This window comes from Bradyrhizobium genosp. P (genome assembly GCF_049949265.1).
GTDB lineage: Bacteria > Pseudomonadota > Alphaproteobacteria > Rhizobiales > Xanthobacteraceae > Bradyrhizobium.
Map to the genome: position 1 here is coordinate 5,233,696 of NZ_CP188195.1, position 23,175 is coordinate 5,256,870.

The 23,175-nt window shown below is 62.2% G+C and carries 24 protein-coding genes, 1 tRNA gene and 1 pseudogene; 14 read left to right on the forward strand and 12 right to left on the reverse strand.

Annotated features, from left to right (window positions below; genetic code table 11):
- Positions 1-527: 527 nt before the first annotated feature.
- Positions 528-875 (reverse strand): GrlR family regulatory protein, encoded by a 348-nt coding sequence (locus ACP2YO_RS25445; protein ID WP_426433922.1) that lies wholly within the window; start codon positions 873-875, stop codon positions 528-530.
- Positions 876-1,212: 337 nt separating this feature from the next.
- Here ACP2YO_RS25445 and ACP2YO_RS25450 point away from each other — a divergent pair, with 337 nt between their 5' ends.
- Positions 1,213-1,665 carry a VOC family protein gene (locus ACP2YO_RS25450; RefSeq protein WP_426433923.1) on the forward strand — a complete coding sequence of 151 codons (453 nt, stop codon included), beginning with the start codon at positions 1,213-1,215 and terminating at the stop codon, positions 1,663-1,665.
- A 369-nt stretch (positions 1,666-2,034) separates the two neighbouring features.
- Positions 2,035-2,678: pseudogene (locus tag ACP2YO_RS25455) on the forward strand (glutathione S-transferase family protein).
- 18 nt (positions 2,679-2,696) lie between these two features.
- Here the strand turns inward: ACP2YO_RS25455 and ACP2YO_RS25460 are convergent.
- Both ACP2YO_RS25460 and ACP2YO_RS25465 read right to left on the reverse strand, forming a co-directional pair.
- Entirely contained in the window at positions 2,697-2,969 is a 273-nt protein-coding gene (locus tag ACP2YO_RS25460) for a porin (RefSeq protein WP_426433924.1), read from the reverse strand.
- Positions 2,970-2,989: 20 nt separating this feature from the next.
- On the reverse strand, positions 2,990-3,247 hold the full coding sequence (locus tag ACP2YO_RS25465; protein ID WP_426433925.1) for a PilZ domain-containing protein: 258 nt from the start codon (positions 3,245-3,247) through the stop codon (positions 2,990-2,992).
- Between the two features lie 236 nt (positions 3,248-3,483).
- Here ACP2YO_RS25465 and ACP2YO_RS25470 point away from each other — a divergent pair.
- The 3 genes from ACP2YO_RS25470 (at position 3,484) to ACP2YO_RS25480 (ending at position 4,609) form a co-directional block, all read left to right on the forward strand.
- Positions 3,484-3,558, forward strand: a tRNA-Glu gene (locus ACP2YO_RS25470).
- A 638-nt stretch (positions 3,559-4,196) separates the two neighbouring features.
- Complete coding sequence (locus tag ACP2YO_RS25475; RefSeq protein WP_426433926.1) at positions 4,197-4,403, forward strand: hypothetical protein; 207 nt, start codon at positions 4,197-4,199, stop codon at positions 4,401-4,403.
- The gene (locus ACP2YO_RS25480; protein ID WP_426433927.1) at positions 4,400-4,609 is read left to right on the forward strand and encodes a hypothetical protein; all 210 of its coding nucleotides are present in this window, start codon (positions 4,400-4,402) and stop codon (positions 4,607-4,609) included. Before ACP2YO_RS25475 ends, ACP2YO_RS25480 begins: the two co-directional genes overlap by 4 nt.
- A gap of 1,828 nt (positions 4,610-6,437) precedes the next feature.
- Here the strand turns inward: ACP2YO_RS25480 and ACP2YO_RS25485 are convergent.
- Together ACP2YO_RS25485 and ACP2YO_RS25490 are read right to left on the reverse strand one after the other, a co-directional pair.
- Positions 6,438-6,578: a hypothetical protein gene (locus ACP2YO_RS25485; RefSeq protein ID WP_426433928.1), complete on the reverse strand. Its 141-nt coding sequence runs from the start codon at positions 6,576-6,578 to the stop codon at positions 6,438-6,440.
- A 10-nt stretch (positions 6,579-6,588) separates the two neighbouring features.
- Entirely contained in the window at positions 6,589-6,783 is a 195-nt protein-coding gene (locus tag ACP2YO_RS25490) for a hypothetical protein (protein ID WP_426433929.1), read from the reverse strand.
- A gap of 394 nt (positions 6,784-7,177) precedes the next feature.
- On the opposite strand from ACP2YO_RS25490, the gene ACP2YO_RS25495 reads away from it, so the two are divergent.
- On the forward strand, positions 7,178-7,591 hold the full coding sequence (locus ACP2YO_RS25495; protein WP_426433930.1) for a hypothetical protein: 414 nt from the start codon (positions 7,178-7,180) through the stop codon (positions 7,589-7,591).
- A gap of 135 nt (positions 7,592-7,726) precedes the next feature.
- On the opposite strand, the gene ACP2YO_RS25500 is transcribed toward ACP2YO_RS25495, so the two are convergent.
- Entirely contained in the window at positions 7,727-8,548 is an 822-nt protein-coding gene (locus ACP2YO_RS25500; RefSeq protein WP_426433931.1) for a tyrosine-type recombinase/integrase, read from the reverse strand.
- The gene (locus ACP2YO_RS25505; RefSeq protein ID WP_426433932.1) at positions 8,548-8,841 is read right to left on the reverse strand and encodes a hypothetical protein; all 294 of its coding nucleotides are present in this window, start codon (positions 8,839-8,841) and stop codon (positions 8,548-8,550) included. The genes ACP2YO_RS25500 and ACP2YO_RS25505 overlap by 1 nt, the downstream gene beginning before the upstream one ends.
- 923 nt (positions 8,842-9,764) lie before the next feature.
- Between ACP2YO_RS25505 and ACP2YO_RS25510 the strand changes: the two genes are divergently transcribed.
- Positions 9,765-10,451 (forward strand): hypothetical protein, encoded by a 687-nt coding sequence (locus tag ACP2YO_RS25510; RefSeq protein WP_426433933.1) that lies wholly within the window; start codon positions 9,765-9,767, stop codon positions 10,449-10,451.
- A gap of 542 nt (positions 10,452-10,993) precedes the next feature.
- Complete coding sequence (locus ACP2YO_RS25515; protein ID WP_426433934.1) at positions 10,994-12,418, forward strand: hypothetical protein; 1,425 nt, start codon at positions 10,994-10,996, stop codon at positions 12,416-12,418.
- Between the two features lie 36 nt (positions 12,419-12,454).
- On the opposite strand, the gene ACP2YO_RS25520 is transcribed toward ACP2YO_RS25515, so the two are convergent.
- Positions 12,455-12,802: a hypothetical protein gene (locus tag ACP2YO_RS25520; protein WP_426433935.1), complete on the reverse strand. Its 348-nt coding sequence runs from the start codon at positions 12,800-12,802 to the stop codon at positions 12,455-12,457.
- Positions 12,803-12,933: 131 nt separating this feature from the next.
- On the opposite strand from ACP2YO_RS25520, the gene ACP2YO_RS25525 reads away from it, so the two are divergent.
- On the forward strand, positions 12,934-14,184 hold the full coding sequence (locus ACP2YO_RS25525) for a Zn-dependent hydrolase (RefSeq protein WP_426433936.1): 1,251 nt from the start codon (positions 12,934-12,936) through the stop codon (positions 14,182-14,184).
- Positions 14,185-14,200: 16 nt separating this feature from the next.
- On the opposite strand, the gene ACP2YO_RS25530 is transcribed toward ACP2YO_RS25525, so the two are convergent.
- Complete coding sequence (locus tag ACP2YO_RS25530; RefSeq protein WP_426433937.1) at positions 14,201-14,419, reverse strand: DUF2061 domain-containing protein; 219 nt, start codon at positions 14,417-14,419, stop codon at positions 14,201-14,203.
- Between the two features lie 186 nt (positions 14,420-14,605).
- On the opposite strand from ACP2YO_RS25530, the gene ACP2YO_RS25535 reads away from it, so the two are divergent.
- The 3 genes from ACP2YO_RS25535 (at position 14,606) to ACP2YO_RS25545 (ending at position 17,676) form a co-directional block, all read left to right on the forward strand.
- Positions 14,606-15,643: a PrsW family glutamic-type intramembrane protease gene (locus ACP2YO_RS25535; RefSeq protein ID WP_426433938.1), complete on the forward strand. Its 1,038-nt coding sequence runs from the start codon at positions 14,606-14,608 to the stop codon at positions 15,641-15,643.
- A 137-nt stretch (positions 15,644-15,780) separates the two neighbouring features.
- The gene (locus tag ACP2YO_RS25540) at positions 15,781-16,356 is read left to right on the forward strand and encodes an HdeD family acid-resistance protein (RefSeq protein WP_426433939.1); all 576 of its coding nucleotides are present in this window, start codon (positions 15,781-15,783) and stop codon (positions 16,354-16,356) included.
- A 234-nt stretch (positions 16,357-16,590) separates the two neighbouring features.
- Entirely contained in the window at positions 16,591-17,676 is a 1,086-nt protein-coding gene (locus tag ACP2YO_RS25545; protein WP_426433940.1) for a 3-deoxy-7-phosphoheptulonate synthase, read from the forward strand.
- Between the two features lie 82 nt (positions 17,677-17,758).
- Here ACP2YO_RS25545 and ACP2YO_RS25550 read toward each other — a convergent pair whose 3' ends face one another.
- The 3 genes from ACP2YO_RS25550 to epmA all read right to left on the reverse strand — a co-directional run bounded on the left by ACP2YO_RS25550 (position 17,759) and on the right by epmA (position 20,348).
- A complete protein-coding gene (locus ACP2YO_RS25550; protein ID WP_426433941.1) occupies positions 17,759-18,016 on the reverse strand; it encodes a hypothetical protein in 258 nt (85 codons plus the stop codon).
- Positions 18,017-18,207: 191 nt separating this feature from the next.
- Positions 18,208-19,299, reverse strand: a complete 1,092-nt coding sequence (locus tag ACP2YO_RS25555; protein WP_426433942.1) for a lysine-2,3-aminomutase-like protein — start codon at positions 19,297-19,299, stop codon at positions 18,208-18,210.
- A complete protein-coding gene (gene epmA / locus ACP2YO_RS25560; protein ID WP_426433943.1) occupies positions 19,296-20,348 on the reverse strand; it encodes an EF-P lysine aminoacylase EpmA in 1,053 nt (350 codons plus the stop codon). Before epmA ends, ACP2YO_RS25555 begins: the two co-directional genes overlap by 4 nt.
- Positions 20,349-20,747: 399 nt before the next feature.
- Here epmA and efp point away from each other — a divergent pair, with 399 nt between their 5' ends.
- Both efp and ACP2YO_RS25570 read left to right on the forward strand, forming a co-directional pair.
- A complete protein-coding gene (efp, locus tag ACP2YO_RS25565; protein ID WP_426433944.1) occupies positions 20,748-21,314 on the forward strand; it encodes an elongation factor P in 567 nt (188 codons plus the stop codon).
- Between the two features lie 42 nt (positions 21,315-21,356).
- Positions 21,357-22,940, forward strand: a complete 1,584-nt coding sequence (locus tag ACP2YO_RS25570; RefSeq protein ID WP_426433945.1) for a M23 family peptidase — start codon at positions 21,357-21,359, stop codon at positions 22,938-22,940.
- Positions 22,941-23,175: the final 235 nt, after the last annotated feature.

Sequence of the window (23,175 nt, forward strand, 5' to 3'; positions counted from 1 at the left end):
GGCATTGCGACGTATCACAAACATCCGAACGGGAAGCTGCCGGACTGAATAGTCGGCGGCGGCGTTGCCAATTGGCCTTGTGCTAATTGGCCTTGTACTAATTGGCCTTGTGAGGGTCGCCCGCGGTGCGGACCAGCCTGTCCGCCTTCACCAGTACATGGTCCGTTTCTGGCTGCGGCCGGAGCCAAAAGCTGATCGTCACAAAGACCGCGCACAACAGCAGTCCCACCACCAGGACGCGTCGGTGGGTCGGTCGATCCGCACTATGAAACGAAGGCATCATGGCTGTCACCCGCAGCCATCTGTAACGCAACCAGAAGTCGGTGCAACGCGATCCTGCGCTTAACCTAACTGAATAGGGTTATCGCCGCTGCGAAAACGGATCATTGGCATGCGCCGAGGCTGAAAGTCATCCACCACCTTATCCAGATGTTATCCGCAGCAAATCCACAGCCCTGCAAATCGCATTTGCCGAGCAGATTCGGGATCTTGCTGCGCAGCAATCCACAGGCGGGCGGGCGCCGCGGTCAGGCCTCCGCAAGCCACTTCAGGGTGGCCCGGAAACTCAGGCTGCGCGTCCCCACCAGCACGGTGCCGAACGCATCCGCGCCATCAGTTCCGAACGTGCCGGAAAAGCCGCTGTTGACCTCCTGCCCGCCCGACAGCGGCCGGACGAACGGATCCGGAAACGGCGTGTGCTGGTTGGTGCGGAGATGCCCCTTCCAGGTTCCGTCTCCGACCGTGTAGGCGCCGACCGACCAGAAGTGTGGACCACCGCCGATCAGGAGGCCATCGCGCAGGATCAGGATGCCGCTGTCCTGGCCCTTCACGCCATCCGTCATGTACATGTGAACCGAGTAAAGTCCGTTCCTCATCGCTCTCGTCGCCAGCTTCCGGTTGCAGCATTATGACGCGAACCGGGGCGGTTCGCGAGCGGGGCTCCTTGCGGCGATTTTGCACAATCGACAGGGCACCGGTCCGCTGACGACGTGGTACCGCCCGAATCTATATACGGAACGTTAAGTCCCGCGGTGCGCCGCGGGGCGATCACGTCGGGGCTGACGGCCGGAAAGCGAGCTCTGTCCTAATCGTGACCGCACCGGCACCGCGCAAGCACCGCGACACCCTGCCATGACACCCCGTTTGCTGCTATTGAGTGCCCCGAACCGCTCAACCAGACCGTCCCCAGAAAACGCCAGGGAGCCAACAACCATGCGCTATCTCCACACCATGCTGCGCGTCCGCAGCCTCGAGCCGGCGATCAAGTTCTATCAAGACGCGCTGGGGCTGCAGGAAGTGCGCCGCATCGACAACGAGAAGGCCCGCTTCACGCTGGTGTTTCTCTGCGCGCCCGAGGATCTCCACTTGCTCAAGGCGCAGCCGCAGGCCCGCGGCGCACCGCTGGTCGAACTCACCTACAATTGGGACGAGGAGAAGTACGGCGAGGACCGTTATTTCGGCCACCTCGCCTACGAGGTCGATGACATCTATGCGACCTGCGAGAAGCTGATGAAGATGGGCGTCACCATCAATCGTCCGCCGCGCGACGGCAACATGGCCTTCGTCCGCTCGCCCGACCTGCACTCGATCGAGCTGTTGCAGAAGGGCGACCCGAAGCCGCCGGCGGAGCCGTGGACCTCGATGCCGAACACCGGTCACTGGTGAGCTCCGAACAAATTCCTCCGCTGTTTTCGAGCCTGAATAGCGCGCCTTGTATCCATGCGATACCCGGTCCGGATTCACGTTAGGAACCTGATGCTCCCCCGTGACGTTGCCCTTCCATCATGGAGGAGACGACAATGGGAAGAGGACTTTTGCTTTGGCTTTTGGGTGTGCCGATCCCGGTGATCATCCTGTTGTGGTTGTTCTTCGGTCGCTGAATTCGGTTAACCGCTCAGCGCGCTCAGACAACCGACTGAGGTGCAAGAGGCCCTGTCGTTCCGCGGCGGGGCCTCTTTTTTGCACTCGGTACAATTCACCCCGCGCTTTTCCTGCGACACTCCGCTAAGAACGCCGGCAACAGCGGAGAAACGCGTGACTGACAGCAAGCAGCAACTGACGATCTGGGGCCGGGCCAATTCGGTCAACGTGCAGAAAGTGCTCTGGTGCCTGGCCGAGCTCGACCTGCCCTATCAGCGCATCGATGCCGGCATGCAGTTCGGCCAGAACGATCAGCCCGAATATCTTGCGATGAATCCGAATGGCCGCGTGCCGACGCTGGTCGACGGCGACTACGTGTTGTGGGAATCCAATTCGGTAATGCGCTATCTCTGCATGGCCTATGGCGAACGCTCCCCGATCTATCCGCAATCACCGCAGGCGCGCGCCGCGGTCGACCGCTGGCTCGACTGGACGCTGTCGACGCTGCAGCCGGTCGATCGCCCGGTGTTCTGGGCGCGGTGCGCACGCCGCCGGAGAAGCGCGACATGGTGCAGATCCAGAAGGACGTCGACGCGGAAGCCGTGGTGTGGGGCGTTATCGAGGCCCAGGTCGCAACTCGCCGCTTCGTCGAGGGAGATCATTTCACCATCGCTGACGTCGCGATCGGTGCCTTCGCGCGGCGCTGGCTCGGCGTCGACGGCATGAGCAAGCCGAAGCTGCCCAATCTGGAGCGCTGGTTTGGCGAGATCGCGCAGCGGCCGGGATTCGTCCGCTTCGTCGCGCCGCCGATATCCTAAGCCGCAGGCTGGGATCAATCAGCGCCGGGCGGACATGCCTCCATCCACCCGGATGCTGCCGCCAAGCTTGACGCAGGTGTCGGTACCCTCAAGCTTGACGAAGCCCGGTCCGAGCGACGCGCAGGGATTGCTCCGCGCCGTGGTTTTCGATGGCAACGCTTTGCCGGCATCGGTTGGTGTCTGAAGATTCAAGCGGTTGCCCTGCTGGGCGAAAGCGGCAGCTGGAAGCAACACGGCGATGATGGCGAAGGATGTTTTCCGCATCACGCCTTTTATCGCGCGGCGCCCCAACAGACTAGCTCACGAACCGGCTAGCTCACGAATTTGACGCCGCAGGTCTTGCCGCGGCGCCAGACCACTTCGCAGGCCCGACCGGTGCGGGCGTCACGCGAGAATGCCAGCCGCAGCCTGGCGGGCAGCGTGTTGTTGTCTTCGACCGTGATCTTGGCGCCCGACGGCGAGATGTCCTCGACCATGCAGGGCCGCGCGGCAAATCCGCCATCCAGCGTGATCCAACCGGATTGGCGCAACGATTTGCGCACTTCGCGTTTCTTGGTCCCGAAAGCCATCACATCATCCCCAAGGCTCAGCCCTACAGCCGGTAGCTTTACAAAGGGTTGCGGAATCGTCGCGGGTTGCAGCGATCGACGGTCGCGGCAACGGCGCCGGCAAGCCGGTAAAAGGCCCCCCTGAGCGCTTGCCCACCCGGCCAATCGCCACTATACGTTCGCCCGTCGCAGCCGTTGACCGGCTGTGGCCGGGCCGGCGCATCTCACGGGTAACGTATTGATCTGCCGGGAGTTTTGCTCCCTTCGTCTATCGGTTAGGACGCCACCCTTTCACGGTGGAGAGAGCGGTTCGATTCCGCTAGGGAGCGCCATATATATCAATGGCTTGCTCCATCATCCCGCGCAGTGTCCAACAAGTGTCCCATAAACGGGTGTGGACACGCATGATGATCACTGCTTTCCGAAGCCGCCTTAATGGAAACGACCCCAGCGCGGTCGGGCGCGCCGAGGTCGCCATTCCAATGCTCCCGACGGGGTTGGGGAGCGCATGCCGGGAGCAGAGGATCGATTCCTAGCTACTCCGGTTTGTTCCACGGCCCCGCCAGGACTCTGGCGAGGCCGCTGGTGCGGTTTGGCCCGTGCGTGCTCTCGCCCGACCATCGCGGCGGCCTGCACATTGCTCTTGTGAAAGCTCGGGCAAGGAACGGTACTGGCCTGTTTTAACCCCTAGTGGCCTAGTTTGATTTTGACCGTGGCCTGAATTGGTTAGGCCGCGCTCTCAGTAAGACTACCGAGGTGGATAGCTGACCCTACGTCCATATCAAGGAATTTTGTCCCCGCGAACGAACAGCGAAGACCCGAGTTCTCAATGGAGTTCCGAGATCGCGCGGTGGAACGAGGTTTCTGTCCAAACGTTACTAGACATCACCGCGCCGCCCTATGGCTACTATCGGTGATGAGAACGCCCCCGAGTTAGCGCTCCCGCCCAACACTAGCAGGGAGTAGCGCTATGACGAGGCGGCGTCAACTCCGTACCAAGCACAATCAATCACTGGAAGAACGTCTGGCTGATGAGGCAATGCGCCTGCGGGTGCATGCCGATCTGCTTCCGCTTGGCCCCGAGCATGAGGCCATCGTGAAGAAAGGCCGGCAGGCGGACACCACCGCACACTTGAATGAATGGCTGACATCGCCGGGACTGCGACGGGCCCAATGAGCCAAAAGCAACCATTGGCTACCATCATCGTGTCGAATCCGTCGGCCTTCTCGGGCCGAGGCTACGGGATCATCCTCGAATATGCTGATGACGATGCCGCCTTGAGGGCGGCTCAAAAGATTGCTTCAGAAACGGGCCGTAGGGTTACAGTACACGACGAATCTGCGCGACTGATCGGAACCATTCCCGCATCCACGATCCATTGAGGTAAAGGCCGCCGGTGCTGGCCGCCTCTTTCATTATTTGCTCCCCACTTCGCGGCGCCGGCGAGCGAGGAACCAACGCTGATCGCGAGAGTCGAATCCTTACTCTCGGTCCCAGCCCCCAAAGCCCAACCGAGAGAAAACCCTCCACACCGGGTTGGCGGCCTTCGGCGTTCTCCTATCCCGAGCGCCGGGGGTCGTTTGATCACCGTCGGCTTGCGCCGCACCTGGCATGACCCCTGCTGATAGTCAGGTTCTGGGAATTACAGTCCCCCAGTTTGAGACAGGGCGCCGCCGGGACAGTGTATTTCGAGCCCGGCGGCGTATCTTTTGGGACTGGCGAGACAGCCGCCGGCGGTGAGCCGCAGCCGTTGCCTATTCTGTTTCCGATGCGATCGCCGACGGCGCTTCATTGGCAAAGGCCCCTCTTTTGGAACGCCCCGCCATGACTCGGCCGCCTGCTGGTGGCATGTGGCCCCCCGGTCGGGAGTAGCCTAATTTGAATTTAACGGTCAGGTGGCTACGTTACAGGCATGCCATTCGACAGACGAGCGGGAATCGAGACCAGGCTCGCGCGATACCGCCTCGTAGAGCAGCGGCTCGCTGCGGAGCCTGACGCTGCCTCTAACTCTGAATTGAGAGGCTACGCCGAATCATTGTTGATCTAGAACAGCAACTTATTGAACTGGACGGAAAGTGACACCGCCGGCTGGAGCCGCTTCCCAAGCGGAGAACCTTGATGAGCGTGGCAGACGATATCCGGCGCGAGCTGAGATCAAATCCGGGTCAGACTGAATGCGAGCTGGCCGAGCGTCTATTCGGCAAAAGCGGCACCCAGCAACGGATCAACCCGACGTGCCGCAAGCTGGTCGATCGAGGCTGGCTGGTTCGGCAGGGAAAAGGCGGTCCGCTAGATCCATTCACTTATCATCTGCCACAGCGATCGAGGGGGAACGTGGAGCCGTAGCCCCGCGCGTTGCTCTCTCAGCCCGCCGTCGCTCAAGCCCTGTTTTCACAAGTGAACCGACGCTTTTGGCACCGGCTTTGCGCCCGCCGATGTTCTGATGCCGCGATTATCCACCGCTCATCCACAGGTTGGGAGAAACGGATCATGATCGAACACCGTGAATCCCCGCTTCTCCGGTTGTAGTGCGTCTCATTTTCGCAACGCTCGGAGGTTTCATTAACGTTGGACCGCAATTTAGACTCCACTCGACTGCAATGCTGCCTCATTGTAAACTTCGGAGTTCGAGGGGGGCGTTGATGAGTGAAAAGCCAAAAAGGGTCCAAACTGCCACGATGAAGCGAAGGGCGCTCAGACCAAAATTGACCGGAACAACGGCGCAGACAAAGGCGCGGAGCCCGAAGGTCCGCGCCTCGCTTGTCTCACCGCCTCAGCCGCCTGGCATGTGCCGCTAGCCGCTGCCGGTTACGCTTTCGAAGACGTCGACGGCGTTTCATTGGCCGGGCTCCTGGCCGCTCCTACGATCGAGAGCGCTACGCCTCGGCGCCGGATCATGGCACAGCCACGCTGTCAGCGTTCGCGGCGCAAAAGCACGGTGGTTGGCGTCGTCCCAAGCCGACTTCGGAATGACGATGCGCATCTCGACAAGGCATGATGGGAGTTTCACCATCTGCGTCCGCGTTCGCACCCCCGGAATCTGGGCGCTGATCCTTGCCACGCGGGCGAATGCACACCGCTTGGATCGCCCGAGCTGTTTCCTGAACTCGGCGTCGGAAGCTCTGCGTGCCATCAACGCCCAGGCAAGCTCTGTCTCCGCCTCGCTCCAATGAGATTTGCCAGCGCGGTGACGACATGGTCCCAGTGGAATCAGAAAAAACCAACGACGGACGACAGGTCGACGGCCAGAGTGAGCGCCGCAACCAGCGACAGCAATAAGCCGATCGTGCAGAACAGGATGATCGGAACGAGTTCGTGACGAATCAGCCTCGAGATGTAGACGTGTTTCACGTCGGTGCCCTCAATTGACAAGATCGTCAGGCGATGCGGTCGAGGGTTCGGGCGGGCTCATGCAGTTCTCTTCTTTCGAACGAGCTTCGCGACGACGCTCAAAGTATTGCCTCAGCCACAATCCGAGATCGGAAGAGCGGCGAAGCTGAGCATTGAATAGAACTTGGTCCAAATCCTGAAAGCTTGTGCGATTGTCTTCCGACATTGCTTTGCTCCAAAGCTAATTCGGTAGAGACTTTAAGGTTGTCTGCTGCTCACGACCTCAAAACGACACCACAGACACATCAAAGCCGCTCAGAAATGTTTGCCGTGAGTCGAAACATGCGTAGGCGCCAATCAGTAAAACAGTGACGGCCCAAATAGCCAGAATGACCTCGACCTTTTTAAATTGAAGGAAGCCGTAGGCGGTCAAGTATGTGTGGGATGATGGGATGTGATGCTTGGTTGCAATAGTAGTGGGCATGGAAAAGGGCTCCGTTCGAAATGCGGCGGGAAAGAGCCTACGCGCGAAAAGCGCCGACCGATATGATCTATCTCACATTGCGCGTTCTCCGCTTTCGCTTCTGTCAAGCACAACGCGTGCCAATCTCGAGAGTGGCATGACGGCGCGCTGCATCTGTTCCGAGGATACGGGCTGGGTCTGTGAGAACCACCAGGACCAGTCTTGGACCGGTCCCCACGCCTGCGGCGGCGCCGGCGCCGGCGCCTCGCAACTTCAGCACCGCGGGCTCAATACAAAGGTCGCGAAATTCGGGAAAACCATTTCGCGGCCGTACCTCGCCGTGCCCGATCTCGAACGCAGTCTCGAGACGGCTATTCAGCAGTCGCTTTTGTTGATGAGCAATGGGGCCCGATCGAGGAGGCTCGGGCTTGTCGACCAAGCCATCTTTATTTTCGACCAGAAAGCGATGCACCGCGATTCCGACAGCCCACGGATCGATGGGGTCTTCGTAGGCGGGGCTATCGTTGCGCCGGTGTGCAAGGTGCTCCTCGGCGCCGGTGGAGAGCCCTGACAGGGCGCTGGCCAACGTATACAGGGCCGCCTCAAGGCGCTCGATTTCTTCTCGTAGGTTTGCCTTCTATTCGGCCGTTGCAGCGAGAGTAAATAATCGTTCGTCGCAGCGAGCACTCTAGCTTTCACGCGTCCTTTATTTTGAGGAACGGCGCTTAAGATTTGCTCCATCTGGGCTTCGCTGAAGCGATCCAAGCTCATTGGCCACCGAGAGGCGCAACGTTGCCCTGTTCGATCGCGCCAAACTTCGGCGCGCCGGCGCGGATCGCATCAGCCACGTAGCTCGGCGCCAAGTGGCCGTAATGCTTTTCGACCATGCGTCTTCGGTCAGGTGGATGTGGCGCGATTTGCTCGACTTGGATTTCCGGATCGCCACGGTGCCCGAATTGTGACTGAAGTCCGTCACGCGCAGAGTGATCAGTTCGCCGTAGCGCGCGCCTGTCTCAAGGCCTCCCCTGGCCAAGCGTCGGAAATCGACCGCAGAGACGTTGAGAAAACGCACGACCTCGGCAATCTCGAGATACCGCACGCGCGCGGCGTCAACTCCCTTGAATGGCTCAACCGCGCGCCATGCCGCATCGGTCAACGTCTTCCGCTCCCGCCATGCCTTATTCAGTGCAGCCTTGAGGACGGTCAGGATTCGGTTTGAGGTCGACTTGCGACGACGTTGGTGCTCCTCCGGATCGGTGATCTCCTTGAAGCGCTGCTCCTCGCCCTTCTTCACCCGGATGCGCGCGCCTGCCCTGGCAAGGGCATGGTGCCAGCTCTCGATCCTGTCCTTTGTCAGGTCCTTGACTTCGATGTCGCCGAACTCGGGCAAGATGAACGTGTCCGCGGCATACCGGCTGAACTGCGCCGACTTGCGCTTGGCCTCAAGAAATTCGATGTACGCATTGACGGCCGCCTTCACCGTAAGTGGCCCCGTCTTCCCGGCCGCTGTGTTGGCGCGATCGACCATCAACTCGCGCGCTTGGCCTGGGCCTGCGAGAAGCTGAGGATCTTGACGCCGTCGGCGTCTGACAAGTCATCAGCCGGCCCGATCGTCTCGACCTCGTACTTTTGATCGCCGACGTAGCTGCGCACCACCCAGCTACCGGCGCCGCTCTTGAGCCGGCGGTAGCCGATATGAAGCCCCTCCTCCATCACGCGGTAGTGAGGCTTTCCGCGCGGTGGCAGGCGTCGGCGGGCCTCTCGTTTTTCCAGATTCGCATCGCGGACTGTGCGGCCATATGCCACCGCCGAAAGGATCAAAAATGCGTCGTGGCAGGATTCGTTGAATAAATTCAGCTATTTGGACAGGAGTGGATCGCCATGGACGTCTTCTTATCTCTTTCACGGTGGAGAGAGCGGTTCGATTCCGCTAGGGAGCGCCATCGCGCGACCCTCCCTGAAAAATTCGACATAATACCAATAGGTTAAAGATACGGCCCAAACTGTGTTGTACAGTTTGTTGCACGTTGCACAGCGGAAAAGACTTGCTTGTTCTTGTCTTGTTCTCTCTGCTAAGATTTTGGGGCATGGAACACCATCCGACTCTGCTATCTGGTATCTGGCGGCGACTGCAAGGCGCTGAGAAAAGAACTTGGCCGCGCTCGCGCGATGACGACCATCCTCGCCGAGCGATCGATCGACACGCTGCCGTACGCCGCGCGCGGTCGACGTTGCCGCCCTGCCCCACGTCGCGACGACGCTAGCGCAGGGATCCGTCCAACCGCAACTCCCGAGTGCATGCCTGTCTCTGAGGGCGCTCGCCGAGCGCGCGGCTTTTTCCCGAGCGCCACGTTGATTAACCCGTGGTTCTACGACTGTTAAATTCACAACTTTCACGCGAACGTATACAGAATCGAGGACGGGAAAATGTTTTGGATTCTGCATGCTGCCGTTTTGGCGGCGTGGTCAGTCTGCCTTTTCAAGTGGGCTTATCGCAAAGGTTACAGCGCGGGGCACCAGGGCGGCTTGGATGCCGCGTTCAGGTTACTCGACAAAAGCAGCTAGCTGGGCCGCAGACGATGCAGCGGAAATATTGGCTAGTGTTTGCCTGCGCAGTGCCAATTTACTTTGCCTTGGCGACCTGGCTGTCACTCAGACAGGCCCCTCGGCTCGTGGTGCCCGATGCTCGTGGGGAGCGACATGCACTGATGCGACCGTTTATCCCGTTCAATTCCGCGTTTGCGATGACAAGCGTCGATCCATGGTTCGGCGATCTTGCTGACGCGGGCAGGGAACAGGACAACTCGCCTATCATCCTCTACGAGGATGACAAACCGCTCGGCCCCGCTCACACCACGCCCCATTCCGACATCAGCGCGATCGGCCTCGGTCGCTTTTCCCACTGGAAAGGCAATTATTCCGTTTTTGTGTTCTCCTCCAGCGATAACACCGACCCGCGCACCAACGGCCGCAGTTATTGGGCGGTGAAACCGCCAGCACGGGATTCCGGAATCGAGCCGAACGTGCCGGGAGAAAAGTATCATCTCGTTCGACCGTTCAATCACCTCGGAAAATCGCATGTTGCCGTCATAGCCAAGGATCTATGGTTTTCGGACGTCGCAGATGTTGCCGGACAATTCGATTCAAGCTCGCCCGTCCTCATCTATGAGGACGGCAAGCTGCTCGGACCGGCTCACAGCACGCCACATTCCACGATCAGCGACCTTGGCCTTGGTCGCTTTTCGCATTGGAGGAGCGGTGAAACGTCGATGTTCGTATTCTCGTCGAGCAATAATAGTGACCCGGAAACCAACGGCCGCAGTTATTGGGTGGTCAAGCCGGATCAGGCGCGTCAGGCGTGGAGCGGATCGGCCTGCCAGGACTGCAACAACCCCGGTGAAGACGAGAGGCGGCTACCTCCGCAGGACTGAATAAATTCGACCAGGAACGAAGAGACGGCCCAGCCTCCGATCCTGCGATCGGCGCCTGGCGGGGATCGATCGGGAATTCCCAACAAGCGATCAGCGCTTCGACGCAATCGACCAGAAACTCGATCGCCAGTTCGAGCAGTCGCGTCTCTGGCCGCCACGAATAGCTAAACCCTCGCCAAGGTCTACCTCTCGGCACTTTCGGACATGTCGAGCGCACTGTCCAATCGGGGAGCACCACCGCGATAGGCCATCCCCAAGTTTGCCCCGATTTTTCAATGGCTTGCGATAGCAAATGAATCGGTACGGATTATTGCGGGATGCGCCAACAGTTCACAATTGTTAAGGTGCGGTCCCGCCCGGAACACCGTAAAAATCTGCTCTGGATGTTCCCGATTCGCGGATCCGACCCGCGGCTCCCACCTCAACCCGCCCCTCACCTGACCTGCGACTTCCTCATAATGAACGACATTGACGACCATCGACAAGGGGTAGCGTGGTTGCACCCGCCTATGAAAAGGCCATGCCGGCGATCCTGAGCACCGATGAAGAGCGCAACCAACACCGTGCCGCGGCGTAGCAACCTCAACAGCTGGTCCCGCCAACTCGAAGACCCGATCTCCTTGCCCGAGCGTACGCCGCTCGATTCGAAGCGACCCCAGGTCGAAACGTTGACGCGGGCCGTCCTCCTGCTCGCCTTCTTCGGACTGTTGTTTTTTTCCTTCTACAAGGTCTCGTGGATCCAGCCGCTATTCCACGTCGGCTTCAGCGATCGGTGGCTCGCGCTCGCCGTCGTGCCGGTTTGCCTGACCATCGCAATCGGAGCTGCGTTCGTTTTCGCCCGCTTCAGCTTCGGCTATCTGGTCGGCTTCTATCTCTTTGTGATGATGGCGGGCTACTTCTGGCTCAATGCCTTCAGCCTGCTCGACTACGATCACCATCAGGCCCTCATCGCATCAGCGATTTCGATCGTGCTGTTTCTTCTGCCTACTTTGATGGTCCGCGGGGATATCATCCGGCCAGAGCTCTCGGCCGGGGTTTTGAATCGAGCCCCCGACGTCATTCTCGCAATTTCGGTCATCGTGTTGATTTGGTGCGCGCTTGACAACTTCCACATCATCGGCTTCGACGAAATGGAGAAATACAGGGCCATGATCGCCCGCCCGCGCGCTGCTGAATATGCGATAGGCAATATCAACGGCGCCTTGATTCCGTTTGCGCTGGCCTGCGCCTTCATGCGCGACCGGAAGTGGATCGTGGCGGCACTTTGCGTCGTGTCGCTCGCATACTATCCGGTGACGTTCACCAAAACCGCGATCCTCACCGCGCCATTCGTCGTCTTTGTCGCGGCGGTGTCGTTGCGGTTTGAGGCACGGATCGTCGTGATTCTGTCTCTCATGGTACCGCTGATGATCGGGCTCGCAGCGATCGGCGGCAGCGCCAAGCAAGACATCAACTCGTTCCGCCAGATCGTGTTTGGTGTCATGGATTTCCGGTTGCTGGCGATACCGGCGATTTCACTCGATCACTATTTCGATTTCTTCCAGCATCATCCGCACACCTATTTCTGTCAGGTGTCGTTCCTGAAACCCCTGATGACGTGCCCCTACTCCGACCAGCTCGGCGCCCTGATGGCAAACGAGTATCACATCGGCAGCATGAATGCGTCGCTGTTCGCGACGGAGGGCGTTGCGTCGGTTGGACCGCTATGGATGCCGCTGTCCGCGTTGGTCTGCGGGCTGCTCATCGGGGTCGGCAACAAGGTTGCCGCAGGGCTGCCTGTGCGCTTCGTCCTGATTTCCGGCGCGATCGTCCCACACACGCTGTTGAACGTGCCGCTATCGACCACGTTCCTGTCGAACGGATTGGCGCTGTTGATATTGCTCTGGTGGATAACACCGCGCGATCAGGCGACCGATGCCAATGCGATCGTTTCGCCAAATCCCTCTGCGCCAAGTCCCCCTGCGTGAGGGGCGATCTCGCGCCGGGCGAGGTGCGATAACCCGCTAATGATTGGCGACGCTGGCCACTTCCTGGCGGTCGCTCGGCTGCGCGGCCGGCTTGAGGCAGGTGCTGCAGATCACGAGTTTCCGTGCCAGTTGAGCGTCGTCGTCAGCGGTCCGCGGCTGCTGGCTATCCGTCGATTGCGCGACAGCCGGCGAGGCGTTCCGCGCATGCCGTTGCGGCGGCGGAAGGTCGGGATCCCGTCCGGCGCCGTCCCAGGCCAGCGGCCCCGGCGCGGTCGGCGCCGCGGTGCCCATCATTCCGTACTGCGCGTATTGCGCACAGGCACCAAGCGAGATCGGCAGAAGCAGGACCGCGGCCTTGCCCGCCCAGTTCCCGAACGAAGACATGTTCACACTCTCACGCTACTGATGCTGAGACCTAAAAGCAGAACCGCTAAGAAATCGTTTGCCCTGTTGACCGATCGCCGCATCCGGTAAAGACGGTATCGGGGCACAAGCGGCGAAACAGGAGCCCGATCATGTCTGACACCAACGGTCGCTTCGATGGCAGGCGTGTGCTCGCAGACCTCAACGCGCTGCGGGCCTTCGGCGCCTACAAGACCGGTGTGCACAAGCCGACATTTTCGGACGCCCACATCGGCTCGCTCGACTGGCTCGCGCAGCGGCTCCCCGACGCAGGTCTGATCGCGACGATCGACGGGATCGGCAACGTCCTCGGCAGCAGTGCAAAGGCCGGACCGAAGCTGCTCGCGGGCTCGCATCTCGAAAGCCAGAACCATGCGGGCTGGCTCGATGGCCCGCTTGGCGTCATCTATGCGCTAGAAGCCGCGCGCGTGCTCAACTCCGATCCTAGTGTGAACGGCGCGATCGAGGTGGCGGCTTGGTGCGACGAGGAAGGGCATTTCGGCCACTTCCTCGGCAGCCGCTCCTATGTTGGTGCGGTGAGCGAAGCCGACATCGATGCCGCGCGCGACCGCAGCAGCGATCGCACGATGCGGCAGGCGCTGCATGAAACCGGGTTAGCCGGCCGCCCACGCCTGCAGGTCGAGCCGGGACGCCACCTCGGCTATGTCGAGGCCCATATCGAGCAGGGCGAGGCGCTCGAGAGCAGCGGCCTCAAGATCGGCGTCGTGACCTCGATCGTCGGAATCTGGCAATACCGCATCGCATTCACCGGCGAGCAGAACCACGCCGGCACCACGCGGATGGCAATCCGCAAGGACGCGGGTCTCGCGCTCGCGAGATTCTGCGTCGCGATCGACGACAGCTTCCCTGCCCTGTGCGGACCGCGCACGGTGTGGACCACGGGCCGCATCACGCTGGACCCCGGCGCGCCGAGCATCATTCCGGGGGGCGCCGAGATGCTGTTCCAGATCCGCGACGATGATCCCGATGTGGTCGCGCGGCTCGAGGCGCATCTGCACCGGATGGCGGCCGACGTCACGGCATTGGGCCGCTGCGGCGTCGAGGTCGAGCGTATCAGAACCGGTGTTCCCGCGATGATGAATGCCGCGTTCCAGGATGCGATCGAGGCCGCGAGCTCAGGCTTTGCCGGCGGCAAATCGGTGCGAATGCCCAGCGGCGCCGGGCACGACGCCCAGGTCCTTGCCACCATCATGCCGGCAGCCATGCTGTTCGTGCCGTCGATCGGTGGAATCAGCCATCACTGGAGCGAAAACACCGACGACGCCGACATCGTCACGGGCGCCCAGGTCTTTGTCGAAACCTGCCGCCGCTTGCTAGCGCAAGGGGCCGCTGCGCCGCGCTGATCGCTGATCTCAAATCTCAGGCGCGTCGTCCAAACGGAACCACCGCCCAGACGCGCTCATGCGCGTAATACCAGGCGATCTTGGTGACGATTTCGAGCCCGGCGATCGAGCCTGCGATCGCGACCTTGCCGGTCATGAACCAACTGATCGCAAAAGTGTCGAGGGTTCCCAACGTCCGCCAGCTCACGGCCTTGAGAATCGACCGCGCATGAGTCTCCGCTCCACGTAACAGCACCCGGCAACGCCTCCCGTTTAATCAGCAAAGCACATCTACCACGCCGTCTATCGTGCCGCTTGATCATCGCGCTTTAGCCGACCACAGCAAAACGTGAGTTCCGAATACAGGTCCACCGCGACGGACCGTCTTGCAAAGCGCTGGATTTATGGCCATTTTCGTCCAAAGCGAGGTCAGATTTCGTTTATGTGGTTGCTTGGGTCACTTCCGACTGTGATTGGCGTTGCCGCCATCGCACCTGCGTTGCTGGTGCTCTGGCTCGTAATTGCTGCCGACGAGCGCCCCGGGCCACCCGCGCAGGTGTGGCTCGCCTTCGTGCTCGGCGCCGCCAGTATTTCATTGCTGGGTCTGGCGCGGGTGCCGTTCAACGCGCTGCTCGCGATTCCCGGCAATCCCTGGATGACGCAGGCGGTTCGCGCCCTGTTCGGGGTCGCGGCGCCTGAAGAGATCGTCAAGGTCCTCGTCATCGTCGCGATCTCGACGCGGCGCCGTGCCTTCGCCGACCCGATGGATACGGTGGTCTATGGCGCAGCCGCCGGACTTGGCTTTGCCGCCTATGAGAACCTCGCCTATCTCGTCCAGCACAAGGACATGTGGCGCGCGCTCGCTGCGTTGCGCAGCGTCCTGACCGTACCCTTTCATGGTTCACTCGGCGTCATCGCCGGCGCCTATCTTGCGATCGCGCGCTCTGGTGGTGCGCTCGGCGCGCACCGGCATAACCGCGACTGGGCGCGTATCTCGAGCTGGGCGCTCGTGCTGTTCGCGCCGATCGCGCTGCACGCGGCGTTCGATTTTCCGCTCCTTACGCTGCAGCGTAATCCGGACCTCGGTTCGACCACACGGCTGCTGCTGGGGTCGGCGAGTGTGCTGATCGGCTTCTCCTCGATCGGCTTTGCCATAAGGCTGGTACGGCGGGTCGGCAGGCATCACGCGCCGCGCACCGTGCTGGCGCGCGAGCGGCTCAGCCAGTTGCGGCGAATGTGGGCGCTGCTGCTGATCGGCGGCGGCGCAGGCTTTGCCGGTGTCGCCTTCCTGCTCACCTCGCTCCATCACTGGTACGTCAATCCCGAGCGCAATGCCTCGTTCATCCTGGTCCCGATCGGCTTTACGTCGATCCTGATCGGTCTTGCGCTGCTGATCGCAACCACTGCGGTCTACTTTCTCGGCCGCAACCGGATGCGCACGGCGCCCCACGGCTTTTCGTCGGCACCGGGTCAGAGCTAAAGCGTTTTCAAGCGAAGTGGATACCGGTTCGCGTGAAGAAAACGCGTCAAAACTAAAATCTAGAGCCCCGTTCCAATTCCATCGGAACGGAAGCGGCTCTAGGATAGATATTGCGCTCAGGTACCGGGAGAACCGCGATGACCCTTTCCAACGACCTCGACAAGCTGAAGTCGGAGTTGAGCGCCGCGGTCAAGCAGCACTGGAAGGCCTTCCTGTTCGAGGGCATCCTGCTGGTGATCCTCGGCATCGCGGCAGTTATCGTACCGCCGCTGGCGAGCCTCGCCATCACCATCGTCCTCGGCTGGATGTTCCTGATCTCTGGCATCGGCGGGCTGATCGTGACGTTCTGGGCGCGCAACATGCCAGGTTTCTGGTGGTCGCTGATCTCGGCCGCCCTTGCCGTCCTCGCCGGCCTGGTGCTGTTGGCGCGACCCGTCCAGGGCGTGCTGACGCTGACCATCGTGGTCGGCGCCTATTTCGTCGCCGAGGGCGTCGCCACCATCATGTACGCGCTGGAGCATCGCCGCGAATTGTCCGGGCGCTGGTCGTGGCTGCTGATCGCCGGCCTGATGGATATCCTGATCGCGTTCTTCATCATCGCCGGCCTGCCGGGCTCGGCGGAATGGGCGCTCGGTCTGCTGGTCGGCCTCAATCTGATGTTCGGCGGCGCCACCCTGATCGGCATGGCGCTCGCGGCGCGCAGCACCTCATGACCAGATGGATTCGGCGCAGTCGGATTTTGGGTGACAAGCCAAAATCCGTACGCTATAGAGCCGCCCCATGATCACCGTCGCCACCAGCTACTATTGGTACTTTAGCTACGACAGCTCGCTGGCGGCAGGAGGATCACGCTCAATCTAAAGAATTGCAGCATACATCCGAACCAAGCCGCCAGACCTGGCGGCTTTTTTTGTGCCGGCAGGTCCCAATCCCAAGAGGAGCCAGCCGTGTTGAGCACAACAGACGATCTTCGGATCAAGGAACTGAAAGAGCTGAGTACGCCCGAAGAGGTGATGCGGGAGGTCCCGCGCACCCTGACGGCGACTCGGATCGTGATGGGCGCCCGCAACGCCATCCACGCGATCCTGCACGGAACCGATGACCGCCTCCTGGTCGTCGTCGGCCCCTGCTCGATCCACGACCCCGCCGCGGCCGTCGACTACGCCGAGCGCCTCGTCGCCTTGCGCGAGCAGCTCGCCGACCGGCTCGAGATCGTGATGCGCGTCTATTTCGAGAAGCCGCGCACCACCGTCGGCTGGAAAGGCCTGATCAACGATCCCGATCTCGACGGCAGCTTCGACATCAACAAGGGACTGCGCCTGGCCCGCAGCGTGCTGTCGGCGGTGAATAATCTCGGCCTGCCGGCCGGCACCGAATTCCTCGACATGACCACGCCGCAATATATCGCCGATCTCGTCTCGTGGGCGGCGATCGGTGCACGCACCACCGAGAGCCAGATCCATCGCGAGCTGGCGTCGGGATTGTCCTGCCCGGTCGGCTTCAAGAACGGCACCGACGGCGACGTGCGGATCGCGGCGGACGCGGTGAAGTCGGCGTCCCACCCGCACCATTTCATGGCGGTCACCAAGGGCGGCCGATCGGCGATTGCCGCAACCAGCGGCAACGAGGACTGCCACGTCATCCTGCGCGGCGGCCGTACGCCGAACTATGATGCCGCAAGCGTCGAAGCGGCCTCGGGCGAGCTCGGCCGCGCCGGCGTCGCAGCGCGCCTGATGATCGATACCAGCCACGCCAACTCAAGCAAGAAGCCGGAGAACCAGCCGCTGGTGGCCGCCGACATCGCTCGCCAAATCGCGGGCGGCGAAGCGCGCATCGTCGGGGCGATGATCGAGAGCAATCTGGTCGCCGGTCGCCAGGACGTCGTGCCTGATACGCCGCTGACCTATGGCCAGAGCATCACCGACGGCTGCATCGACTGGGATACGACGGTTGCGGTGCTGAATCAGCTAGCGGACGCCGTGGACGCCAGGCGAAGCGCGCGAGGTGGCGGCCTGAAGGAACTCACAGCCTGACGCGGCAAGATGGATTGAGCATTGGATTGAGCGCAAGCAGCGGGGCGCGGGATGTCGCGCTCCGCCTGCCATCTGCCACCGCTCAGCAGCCGCGGCAGATGCTCTTGATCTTCTTGTCGAGCGCGGCGTCTTCCTTGTTCGCCGCGTCGTTCGGATTGCTCAGATTCTTTTCGCTCGGCACCTCGTCGGCCCGCGGCTGACGGTGGCCGACCGGCGCCGGGAGCAGCTGGCCGCCCTTCTGCGCGGTGGACGATCCGCCCTGCGCCCATGCCTGTTGGACCAGGATTTGGGGCACCCCAACCGCAACCACCAATGCCATCGACAAAACTGTTTTCCGCATCTCGCGTCTCCGCTTCTCAGCCCTTTTTATCGCGCCCGTTCCGGGACATCGATGGTCGCGCGGTCGCGCCGCCCCTGTGCTACGCAATCCTGCACCTTCCGTATATCCGCCGCAGCGCCAAGTAGCCAGATTCCCGCGACGACCCAGTGTCACAAAGAATCGGGGCTCTTGCCCTCCGTCCACGGCCCGGCTTACGTTTCAGGCGGATAGACGTGAACGTCACCACAATAATCGACAATACGATACGGCCGTTCCACGATATCTTCACGTTCGCGGGAAATCGGCTGTGACAAATAGGTCGGCCCGATCGGCGCCTTGCCATGGCCGCCCGGAATGTCGAGCACATAATCCGGCTGGCACAGGCCCGAGACGCGCCCGCGCAGGGCGCGCATCAACGCCTGCCCGGCTTCGATCGTGGTACGCAGATGCGCGGTGCCCGGCGCGAGATCGCCGTGATGCAGGTAATAGGGCTTGATCCGGCACTCGACGAACGCCCGCATCAAGGCTACCAGCGTGGCGGAGTCATCATTGACCCCGCGGAGCAGCACGGACTGGCTGACCAGGGGTATCCCGGCGTCCGCGAGGCGCGCGCAGGCTGCGCGAGCCGTCCCGGACAGTTCGCGCGGGTGGTTGGCGTGGATCGCGATCCAGGTCGTCGCGCCGTCGCAGCGCAGCGCCGCGATCATGTCGGCATTGATGCGCTGCGGATCAGCGATAGGCACCCTTGTATGGATGCGGATGATCTTCACATGCTCGATCGCGGCGAGGTCGGACATGATCTCCAACAGTCTTCGCGGTGACAGCATCAAGGGATCGCCGCCGGTCAGGATGACTTCCCAGACCTCGGGGCGCGCGCGGATGTAGTCCAGCGCCGCGCGATAGGCGTCCTCCGACAGGGCCGTGGCCTTGCCCGGACCGACCATTTCGCGGCGGAAGCAGAACCGGCAATACACCGCGCAGACATGGACGAGCTTGAACAGCACCCGGTCGGGATAGCGATGCACGATCCCCGGCACCGGCGAATGCGCGTCGTCGCCGATCGGGTCGGCCATCTCGCCGGGCTGCTCAACAAGCTCTTCGGCGCTCGGCACGAACTGCCGCGCGATTGGATCGTCTGGATCGGCCGCATCTATCAGCGCGACAAGCTCCGGCGTCACCGCGACCGCGTAGCGCGCCGCCACTTTCTCCAGCTCGGCCAGCGCCGAGGCCGGCGCAAGACCGGCTTCGACCAACTCGCGCGGCTGGCGCAGCGTCGCTGCCAGTTTGGGATCGATCCTGTTCATGTCTCTCCTGCAGGCGGTGTCCAGACCACCTGATCAATCCGGGGCGCGCCGCTTGCCAGCATCACCAGCCGGTCGAAACCGAGCGCAACGCCGCTCGCCTCCGGCATCTGGCCGACCGCGGCGAGGAAATCCTCGTCGATCGGATAGCGCTCGCCGTAACGGCGGGCCTTCTCATCCATATCAGCGGTGAAACGATGGCGCTGCTCGGCGGCGTCGGTCAACTCGCCAAAGCCATTGGCGAGCTCGACGCCGCAGGCATAGACCTCGAAGCGCTCCGCCACCCGCGGATCGCCAGCCTTGGTGCGCGCCAGCGCCGCTTCCGGCGACGGATATTCGAACAGCACCGTCAGGCGGCCCTGTCCCAGATTGGGCTCGACATGCTCGACCAGCACCTTGCTGAAGATATCCGACCAGGTGTCGTCATCGGCGATCCGCACCCGCCCGCCCGCGGCCGACGCCAGCGCCGCGCGATCGCCCTCATCGCCGGCGATTGTGGCCAGCAGGTCGATGCCGGCAAAGCGCTGGAAGGCCGCGGCCACCGTCACCAGCTCCGGCTCGGCGAACGGATCGGCCGTCCTGCCGCGGAATGAGAACCGCCCGATCCCGGTCGCCTGCGCGGCGTGGGCGATCACGACGATGGTGTCGGCCATGATGACGTCATAGCCCGCATTGGCGCGGTACCATTCCAGCATGGTGAATTCGGGCAAATGCAGATCGCCGCGCTCGCGGTCGCGGAACACCCGGGCGAACTCGTAGATCTTCGGCTCACCGGCCGCGAGCAGCTTCTTGCAGGCGAACTCCGGCGAGGTGCGCAGATAGCGCGTCGCATGTGAGCCGTCGGCCTGGATCAGGTCCGTGCGGAGAGCATGAAGATGCGTCTCGTTGCCCGGCGAGACCTGGAGGATTCCGGTCTCGACTTCGGCAAAACCCTGCTCCTCGAACCAGGCCCTGAGCGCCTTCGTGATCGCGCGTCGCGCCAGCAGGAACGGTTTGCGGTCGGCATAGCGCGCCGGCGTCCACCAGGGAGAGGAATGGCTTTGCCCAGTCATGACCGCGTAGCCTCCGGTCCTTTGGAATCGACATCAACAAACCCGCCATCCTGTTTAAGAAACAAGTGCAAGCCATTGAAATTCAGCCGATTGATGGCTGCCATAGTCTGACATCTCGTGGGAACGCGCTGGAATTCGTCCCTTCATGTCGAAAGACGCCCGCCTTGTCCATGCGCGCGACCGGCTGAACCTCGCCGGCGGTCCGCGCATCTCGTGCGGACGTCGGGTGCAGATAGGCACGGATCGGGCCGACCGGAACGGTTGGCAACCTGCCGAAATTAGCCGCAAAAGGCTGGCATCTCAGGGACAAATCAGTATGTTGCAGCCCGAAATCGCCGCTATGGCCGAGGGGCTGCCATCCGGTTTGCATCCCCGGCCGTCAAATTCAGGAAAACACCTTTGAAAGTCATCGCCAGCTCTATCCGCAAGGGCAATATCATCGAGCAGGACGGCAAGCTCTATGTGGTCTTGTCCGCCGAAAACATTCACCCGGGCAAGGGCACCCCGGTCAGCCAGATCGAAATGCGCCGCATCGGCGACGGGGTGAAAGTCTCGGAGCGCTACAAGACCACCGATCAGGTCGAGAAGGCCACCGTCGAGGACCACAATTACAATTACCTCTACGAAGACGGCGACGGCTTCCACTTCATGAACGCCGAGAATTACGACCAGGTCCAGGTCTCCAAGGAGATCGTCGGAACGTCGGCGCCCTATCTGCAGGAAAACATGACCGTGAAGCTGTCGATGCACGACGGCAATCCGGTCTCGATCCAGTTGCCCCAGCGCGTGACGCTGGAAGTGAAGGAGACCGAGCCGGTGACAAAGGGCCAGACCGCCTCCTCCTCCTACAAGCCCGCGATCCTCTCCAATGGCGTGCGCACCGGCGTGCCGCCGCATGTTGCCGCCGGCACCCGCATCGTTGTCATGACCGAGGATGGTTCCTACGTTGAACGCGCCAAGGATTGAGCGCAATCTCCCTGGTGATTTGGGGATGGGCCGGGGGCTGCATTGAACAGGAAGGTTGTCAGCTTCGTCAGTTGCTGGCTGGCAGCCCTGCTCTTGCCCCTGCCCGGCGCTTTTGCCGACGAGTTCAGGACGCCGTCGATCTCGGCCATGCGGGTCGAATGGCGCGCCGTGCTCGACCAGCTACGGCTGGAGATCAACGCCCAGCCGGACATCGCCCAAAACTTCACGTTCGCCGGCCAGCGCCGCGTCCCGGCCTCCGATCCACGTTCGACGCCCGCTTTGGTGCAGTTGAGCGCGGTGACGTCAGCGATCTTCCCCGGCATCGCGCGAAGCCCCATTCCGGTGCTGCTGCCGTTCGACACCGCAAGCTATCTCGATGCCCGACGCGGAGGTGCGCCGGACAGTCTGTCGTTGCAGCGCTATCAGGCCGACTTTCGCCCCGCCGATTTCTTCAGTGCCGGCGCGTCCGGCTATGACGCCGTGTTCTCGCTCGAACCGGGCGCCGGCGACGGCATGCCGCCGCGGATCTTTGCAAAGCCGGTCGAGGTGTCAATCTCAGGCTCGATCCTGGTCTACGATCTGGCCGACCGGCTTGGCGGCAAGGGCGAACCGGTCAAGACGCTGGCCACCCAATTCCCCGACATGCGGCGCTTCATCCGGGAAGGCTATGTCCGCTATGCCTTCACCCGCTTCGGCATTCCCTATGTCGTGTCGATCCAGTGCCTCGACAGCACCCCGCGCCCGAAGCGGCTGGCCTGCCGCGAGGCTTATCCCGTCGCCGAACGCTTCCTGAAGGCATTGCGGATCGACGGCGGACAGCCGTCGCGGCCGCGCAGCGACATCGCTTCCGATATCGCCGAACGGCCCGCGGCGCTGTCGCCCGATTTCACCTATCACCCGAGCGGCGACATCATCGCCAACAGTGGCGGGCGCAAGCAGGGCGGCCACGCCGATTTCACCGCCTATTCGCAGATCCGCTTTCCGCTCGAGAAGGTGCCGGCCTTCGCGCACTCGCAGTCGTTCGCCAAGCGCAAGTCGGACGGGCCTGCCGACAGCTATCCCTGGCAGGACAATTTCTGCGAGGCGCGCAGTTTTGAGGTCGGACAATGCGCCAGCGGCTACGGCCATCAGGGCCAGGATATCAAACCCGGCGCCTGTCCGGCGGACAGCAAGGATGGCTGCGGTCCGAGGCAGCAGGCGGTCGTCGCGGTGCGCGACGGCATCGTGATCCGCTCGCCGCAGCAGCAGGCCGCTGCGTTGCAGGTCAACACAAGCACCGAGCATATCCGCTTCCGCTACATGCACATGAACCCGTCTGCGATGGACGCCGACGGCCTGCTCAACGGACGCCGTGTCGCCGAGGGCGAGAAGATCGGCGTGGTCTCGAATTATCTCGATCACCCCAACGGCACGTCGCGGCACCTGCATTTCGACGTGCAGCTGTTCACGCGCGACGGCTGGCTGTGGGTCAATCCCTACACCACGCTGGTGTCGGCCTATGAGCGGCTGATCCGCGGCCGCGGCCGCGAGATCGGGCCGGAGCCCGGCCCCGCAGCCGCCGTGGCCCATGCCCTGCCCGAGGACGTGCTGCGCCATCTCGACACCCAGGAGGGTGGCGGCAATTAGCGCGCATCACACGTCTTGGGATCGTCGGATCCTCAAAGCCTGAACAAACTCTCCGCATTGCCATGCGCGATCCGTGCACGGTCAACGGCGGAGACCGGAATCTGGTCCAGGAACGCGCGTGCCTTGGCCATCGAGGCGTAAGAGGTCGCGGCCCGGGCCATCGAGGAAGCCCGGCGTGGCGAAATGTTCTTCAAGCGTGATGGTGCGCATGGCCTCGATGCTCCACTGCTGTCGG